Annotated in this window: 5 protein-coding genes; 3 read left to right on the plus strand and 2 right to left on the minus strand. The window is 71.4% G+C overall.

Annotated features, from left to right (window positions below; translation table 11 throughout):
• The first annotated feature begins 119 nt into the window (after positions 1–119).
• The 3 genes from grpE to SACSA_RS0101050 are packed head-to-tail and all read left to right on the plus strand — an operon-like array spanning position 120 to position 2,550.
• On the plus strand, positions 120–878 hold the full coding sequence (grpE, locus tag SACSA_RS0101040; protein ID WP_019812795.1) for a nucleotide exchange factor GrpE: 759 nt from the start codon (positions 120–122) through the stop codon (positions 876–878).
• A 27-nt stretch (positions 879–905) separates the two neighbouring features.
• On the plus strand, positions 906–2,102 hold the full coding sequence (gene dnaJ, locus SACSA_RS0101045) for a molecular chaperone DnaJ (RefSeq protein WP_019812796.1): 1,197 nt from the start codon (positions 906–908) through the stop codon (positions 2,100–2,102).
• Between the two features lie 7 nt (positions 2,103–2,109).
• Positions 2,110–2,550 (plus strand): heat shock protein transcriptional repressor HspR, encoded by a 441-nt coding sequence (locus SACSA_RS0101050; RefSeq protein ID WP_019812797.1) that lies wholly within the window; start codon positions 2,110–2,112, stop codon positions 2,548–2,550.
• 92 nt (positions 2,551–2,642) lie between these two features.
• Here the strand turns inward: SACSA_RS0101050 and SACSA_RS0101055 are convergent, their stop codons facing one another.
• Together SACSA_RS0101055 and SACSA_RS0101060 are read right to left on the minus strand one after the other, a co-directional pair.
• Positions 2,643–3,821 carry an FAD-binding oxidoreductase gene (locus SACSA_RS0101055; RefSeq protein ID WP_019812798.1) on the minus strand — a complete coding sequence of 393 codons (1,179 nt, stop codon included), beginning with the start codon at positions 3,819–3,821 and terminating at the stop codon, positions 2,643–2,645.
• Positions 3,822–3,866: 45 nt separating this feature from the next.
• The gene (locus SACSA_RS0101060; RefSeq protein ID WP_019812799.1) at positions 3,867–5,918 is read right to left on the minus strand and encodes an acyltransferase family protein; all 2,052 of its coding nucleotides are present in this window, start codon (positions 5,916–5,918) and stop codon (positions 3,867–3,869) included.
• Positions 5,919–6,034 lie beyond the last annotated feature (116 nt).

Here is a 6,034-nt window from a genome sequence, read left to right on the forward strand (position 1 = left end):
GCCGAGGGCGCGGACGCGGGCGCGGCCGGTGCCGCGGGCGGCACGTCCGGGAGCGCCTCGTCGGGCCAGAGCGGTGACGACGTCGTGGACGCCGAGATCGTCGACGAGGACGACAAGAAGTGACCGAACGCGACGACATCGAGCAGGCGGAACAGGAGCCAGTGGTCGTGCGGGACCGCCGGAAGATCGACCCCGAGACCGGGGAGCTCCGCCGGGAGGACGGCAGCGAGGCCCCGGACGCCGGAGCCGGCACGATCGTCGACGAGGCCGGGGAGGTGCTCGCCGAGGCGGGCACCCCGGGCCCGTCGGCGGGTGAGGGCACGGTGGACGAGGCCGTCGCACCCGCGTCGGAGGTGGAGCGGCAGCTCGAGGAGCGCACGGCCGACCTCCAGCGGGTGCAGGCCGAGTACGCGAACTACCGCAGGCGGGTGGACCGTGAGCGGGAGTCCATGGCCGACACGGGCAAGGCGTCCGTGGTGGGCGATCTGCTCCCGCTGCTGGACGATCTCGAGCGGGCCGAGGCGCACGGCGACCTCACGGGCGCGTTCAAGGCCGTGGCGGACAAGCTCGTCGGTGTGCTGGAGAAGTCCGGCCTCGAATCGTTCGGCCAGGAGGGTGAACCCTTCGATCCGAGCGTGCACGAGGCCGTGCAGCACGACACCTCGCCGGAGGTGGACGGCCCGACGGTGAGCACGGTGCTGCGCCGGGGATACCGGTTCGGCGACCGTGTGCTGCGCGCCGCGCTGGTCGCCGTGACCGACCACGAGCCCGCGCAGGCCACGCCCGGTGACGGCGCCGGTGCGGGCTCCGCCGACGGCCCCATCGACCCTCCGGTCGGTGGCGAACTGCCCGTCGACACCGATGAGAACGCGCGCTGACGACACGCCGGAGGGAGGGGACGCCCGATGAGCGCGAGAGAGTGGATCGGCAAGGATTTCTACCGTGAGTTGGGCGTCTCCTCCGACGCCTCCGCCGACGAGATCAAGAAGGCCTACCGGAAACTGGCCCGGGAGAACCACCCGGACGCCAACCCGGGTAACGAGGAGGCCGAGCGCAAGTTCAAGGCGGTCTCGGAGGCCTACGGGGTGCTGTCGGACCCCGACAAGCGCAAGGAGTACGACGAGGCGCGCAGCCTCTTCGGCTCCGGCGGACCGGGCGGGTTCGGCTTCCCCGGCGGTGGCGCGGGCGGCCCCGGTGGCCCGGGTGGCGCCGGCGGGTTCGACCTCGGCGACATCTTCGGCCAGACCGGCGGTGGTGGTGGCGGCTTCGGTGGCCTCGGCGACATGCTGGGCAACCTGTTCGGCCGCCGGGGTGGCGGTCCCACGACGGCGGCCCGCGGACAGCGCGGCGCCGACGTGGAAACCGACGTGCGCATCGACTTCGCCGAGGCGGTGCGTGGTGCCACGCTGCCGCTGCGGTTGTCCAGCCCCGCGACGTGCGGCACCTGCCACGGCAACGGGGCGCGGCCGGGAACGTCGCCGCGCACCTGTCCCACCTGCGCGGGTGCCGGCCTGGTGAACCGGAGTCAGGGCGCGTTCGCGTTCTCCGAGCCGTGCCGCGACTGCCGCGGCCGGGGCACGGTGATCGACACCCCGTGCTCCGAGTGCGGCGGCGAGGGCGTCAGCACGCGCACGCGCACGCTCACGGTGCGCATCCCGGCCGGGGTGGACGACAACCAGCGGATCAGGCTGGCAGGCCAGGGCGAGCCCGGGCGCGGCGGCGCCGTGGCGGGCGATCTCTACGTCCGGGTGCACGTCAACCCGCACAGTGTGTTCGGCCGGTCGGGCAACGACCTCACCATCACGGTGCCGGTCGACTTCAGCGAGGTGGCGCTCGGCGGCACGATCACCGTGCCGACGTTGGAGTCGAAGGTCTCGCTCAAGATTCCCGCGGGCACGGCGAGCGGCCGGGTGCTGCGCGTCCGGGGAAAGGGCATCGCCAAGCGCGACGGTACGCAGGGTGATCTTCTCGTCACGATTCAGGTTGTGGTCCCCGCTAAACTCGGCGACGATGCCCGCAGGGCGCTGGAGAGTTACGCCGAGGCGGTCGCGGACACCGATCCGCGCCCGGAGATCACCGCACTGTTGACCGACAGGGAGTGAGGCGTGCATGTTCGGTGGTGCCGGTCTGGCGGGAGGTCTGCCGCATGGGGCGGACGAGGAGACCCCCGTGTTCGTGATCTCGGTGGCAGCGGAGCTGTCCGGGCTGCACGCGCAGACGTTGCGTTCCTACGACCGGCTGGGGCTGGTCAGCCCCGGCCGGAGCGCGGGCGGCGGCAGGCGCTACTCCCTGCGGGACATCGCGCAGTTGCGCGAAGTGCAGCGGCTCTCCCAGGAGGAGGGCGTCAACCTCGCCGGGATCAAGCGGATCATCGAGCTGGAGAACCAGGTCGAGGCGTTGCAGCAGCGGGTCGCGGAGCTGACCGAGGAGATCGCGACGGCCTACGCCGCCGCCGAACAGGCCGCCGCCGCGGTCCATGCCTCCTACCGCAAGGACCTCGTCCCCGCCCGCCGCAACGCCCTGGTGGTCTGGAAACCCGGCCGCCGCTGACACCCCCTCTTGTTGGCATGTCGTCAAGGCCTCCTTGACTGCACTCAACGCAGGCAAGGAGGCCTTGACGACTCGTCAACAGGGCTGGTGGGTCAGTCCAGGGCGAAGGGGTCGTAGCGGATCTGGTTGAGAGCGGTGCCCGCCACCAGCATCCGCGACACCGTGCCCTTGATCATGGCGGGGGAGCCGGAGATCAGGATGTCGTGGTCGGACCAGGGTCCCCGGCGCGTCACGGCGTCGGCGAGAGTGCCCTGTTCGAACCCGGGGACGCCGTCGGGCTGCTCGACGACCGGCCGCACCGTCAGCCACGGGTTGGTCGTGGCGAGCCCGCGTAGCTGGTCAAGCGCGTAGAGGTCGGTCCTGGTGCGGCCGCCGTAGAAGAACGTCACCGGCGGATTGGTCACCCATTGCCCGAGCTGGTCGACCAACGCCTGCAATGGTGCGACCCCGGTCCCGCCCGCGATCATCAGGACCGGCCGCCCGCCCTCCCGGTCCACCGAGAGCCGTCCGAGCGGCGGGCCGATGTGCCAGGTGTCGCCGGGCTGGGTGTGCCCGACGATCGCCCGGGAGACCCAGCCGCCGTCGACGGCGCGCACGTGGAATTCGAGGGAGCCGTCGGGGCGTGGGGCGTTGGCAGGCGAGAGGTGGCGCCACAGGCGCGGGCGTTGCGGTACCTCGACGCTGAAGTACTGGCCCGCCTCGTACGGGATCTGCTCGTGCGGCTCCACCCGGATCAGCGCGAGGTCCCAGCTCAGCCGGAAGTGCTCGGCCACGGTGGCCGTCCAGTACGGCGGCTGGTGGCCGTACTCGTCGGCGGCCTCCTGCATCGAGCGCGCCACGAGGGTGTAGGCCTCCGCCCACGCGCGCTCGACCTCGGGGGTCCAGTCGTCGGCGAGCGCCTGCCGCAGCGCGCCGAGCAGGGCGGTGCCGATGGCCTCGTAGTGCTCGGGGCGCATGTCGAACCGGCGGTTGTCCCGGCCCCGCTGGTGCAGGTAGGGCGCCAGGTCGTCCGGCCGGTCCACCAGGTGCAGGATGTGCACGAGTTCGCGCACGACGCGGCCCTGCTCGGCCTGCATGCTGGCCGGGAAGAAGTCGCGGGTCTCGGGCGCGAGCGTGAACAGCAGTGTGTAGAAGTCGCGGGCGATGTCGGCTTCGTGTCGTCGGGCGAGCCGCCAGGTGCGCCGGATGTGCTCGACCATCTCCACGACGGCGGGCGGGGCCTCGCGGGGCGGAGCCAGCTCCGGGATGGGGCTGATCGGTTGGTTCGTCATCGCCTGCCCCTCAGGACCTCCGAGCCGGACCTCGCGCGGTGCCTGTCAGCGTGGAGCGGGTGTCGTGACACGGTCGTCCTCCCAGTCGAGCGCGCCGATCAGGCGTTTTTCGAACATCGGGGCCAGCGTTTCCATGTAGGTCTTCGTCACGTGGTTGTCGTCCAGATAGACGAACACGTTGCCGATGGCCGGGGGGCAGAAGTCGTCGGTGCAGTAGAAGTCGCTCAGATCGACGAAGGACACGGTGCCGGGCAGATCGGGAACCCGCGCGTAGGGCGGTTCCGGCGCGAGCAACTCGGCCCGCGGTCTGCCGCACCGCGAGGCGTCGAGGCCGTGCTTCTGCGCGCAGCTCGGGGGGTTGAAGTCGAACCGGGGGTTGTCCCGGACCCCCACCACCGGGATTCCGGCTGCCGTGATCCGGCGCCACTGCTGGACGTATCCCTCGGGCGTCCGTTCCGTCAGCCCGACCCGGACGTCGCGGGTCGCGATGGTGACGACGGCGTCCGGCCTCATCTCGATGATCTCGCGGACCGCGGCCTCGTTCCACTCCGCGCAGCCGGTGTCGGTCGCGGTGGCGGTCAGCGGGCAGCCGCCCTTGAGCATCGTGGTGATCTGCCAGTCCCGCGACCGGGTGCCCGGGATGAGCCCGGCGACGACCTGCTGGGCATGGGAGTCGCCGACCACGACCAGCCTTCGCGCGGGCGCGGAGCGCGGACCGACCACGCACATTTGCAGCTCGTCGAACTCGGGATCGCGGTGGCAGTTCTCGGACGAGTGGTTGGCGAATTCGTCGGGGAGCGCGGCGAAGGGGGGCACCACCGACCGCTCGAGGTCCAGGATGGGACCTCCGGCGGCCAGCGCCCGGGCTCCGGGATGCTCCGCGCGGTCGGACGCGAAGGAAGCCCGCTGCACGCTCAGGAGCTGCCAGGCACCCGCCGCGACGAGCACCGGAATCAACGTCATCACACCGAACCGGTAGGCGCCCCACCGCGTTGTCACTCCGATGCGGGATCGCCGCACCGGGCTCTCGATGAGGTGGTAGGTCAGCACCGCCAGCAGCAACGAGAGCCCGATGACGCCGGCGCCGCCGCGGAGTCCCACGTCCTCCTGGTCGCGCACGGCGAGGTAGAAGAGCAGTACCGGGCAGTGCCACAGGTACAGCGCATAGCTGACATCGCCCAGATAGGCCAGCGGACGCGCCGAGAGGAACCGGTCCGCTCCGGCACGGCTGCCGGTGGCACCGGCCAGCAGGACCAGCGCCGCGGCCAGCGTCGGCCACAGCGCCGCGTAGCCGGGGAACACGCTGCCGACCTGGAAGACCAGGCCACAGGCCACCAGGGCCACCACGCCGACCCAGCCGAGCAGGAGGCGAAGCGTCCTCGGCAGGACGATCGCGTTGATCGCCAACGCCAGCAGGCCGCCCAACGCGAACTCCCACACTCGCGTGAGTGAGGTGAAGTACGCCAGCGGTTGATTGACGGCCGTCAACCACACCGAGTAGCTCAGCGAGATCACGAAGACGCCGGACAGCGCGGTGAGCAACGCGCCGCGCAGACTCCACCCCATCCGGCGTGCCGCCAGGGCGACGACCGTCACCAGCACCGGCCAGAGGAGGTAGAACTGGCCCTGGATCGACAACGACCAGAAGTGCTGCGCGACGCCGGCCGTGCTGTGCTGGGCGAAGTAGTCGACCGAGTCCGCGGCGAGCTGCCAGTTCTGCAGATACAGCGCGGAGGCGACGATCTCCCGGATCGTCTGGAACCACCGGTGCTCGGGCAGCACCAGCACCGCGGCGGCCATCGTGACCATGAGCACGGTCAGGGCCGCCGGGAACAGGCGTTTGATCATGCGGCCCCACATCGGCCGGAACTCGATCCGTCCGCGTGTGCGGGCGCGGTACAGCTGCCCGGTGATCAGGAACCCGGAGACCACGAAGAACACGTCGACGCCGCCCGATACTCGTCCGAGCCATACGTGGTAGACGACCACGAGAGCGGCGGCCAGCGCACGCAGGCCTTGCAACTCGGGACGAAAGGTGCGCTCCGGTGGCGGAGGGTGGCCTGTGGACTCGGACAGGCGCATCGGCGACACGGTCATGTGTGGCTCCTCCGGGCGGGGTTCGACACGTCGCGGCCTCGGCACTGCGGCGCTCGGGCACCAGGGCGCCGCTGGCGCTCCGGAACCAGGGCGCCGCGGCGCTCGGGCACCGTGGC

The sequence above is a fragment of the Saccharomonospora saliphila YIM 90502 genome (assembly GCF_000383795.1).
Lineage (GTDB): Bacteria > Actinomycetota > Actinomycetes > Mycobacteriales > Pseudonocardiaceae > Saccharomonospora > Saccharomonospora saliphila.